1 protein-coding gene is annotated in these 763 nt (G+C 43.6%); it reads right to left on the reverse strand.

Features of this window, described 5'->3' with window-relative positions:
- Window positions 1-199: 199 nt before the first annotated feature.
- A partial coding sequence (locus AB4653_RS23015) for a flagellin (protein ID WP_372105411.1) occupies window positions 200-763 on the reverse strand: 564 nt, incomplete at its 5' end.

Genomic DNA, 763 nt, shown 5'->3' on the forward strand with positions numbered 1-763 from the left:
GATAGGGAATCTCTCTTTTGCGTCTGCTTACCAGCACTGCACTTTTCCAAATATACCTTCGCTAAATAACAGGCAATAAAAAACCCAGCCGAAGCTGGGTCTGTTTAGCGCTCATCTCTCACCACGAGCTAATTTGTGGAAGCCTAACGTTGACGCTTGTGATCAACAACGCTTAAAGTCAACGTGGCTTTTCAACCGATTAACCTAGTAGGCTAAGTGCCGAGTTCGGAGCTTGCTTCGCTTGTGCAAGAATCGAGCTTGAAGCTTGTGAAAGAATTTGAGACTTAGTCATGTTAGTCGTTTCTTTCGCGAAATCGGTATCTTTGATACGGCTCTTAGATGCATTAACGTTCTCGTTGATGTTATCTAAGTTGTTAATTGCGTGGTCAAAACGGTTTTGGAATGCACCAAGCTCAGAACGGTGGCTATCTACATATTTAAGTGCCGCATCGATAACAGCAACAGATTCTTGAGCGCCACCAACAGACGTTACGTCGATAGTATCAACCGTTACTTGCTTACCCTCTAGAGTTTTTGGGTCCTCAGGTTTCGCACCTGCTTGCATGCCTAATTCATCTGATAAAGCACCAGAAAATGCAATTTCCCCATCAACTTTGTTGTTACCAGCGAAGATTTGCAGTTTACCTTCTTCATCAATTGACGCTTTTACTAGGTCTTGTTGACCGTTAATGTAAGTCGCTAGCTCTTCAATGTCATCGCCAGCTTTAGCAGAGATGTTGATTTCTCGTTGGTCACCGAAGCT

Source organism: Vibrio sp. 10N.222.48.A3 (genome assembly GCF_041475345.1).
GTDB lineage: Bacteria > Pseudomonadota > Gammaproteobacteria > Enterobacterales > Vibrionaceae > Vibrio > Vibrio tasmaniensis_A.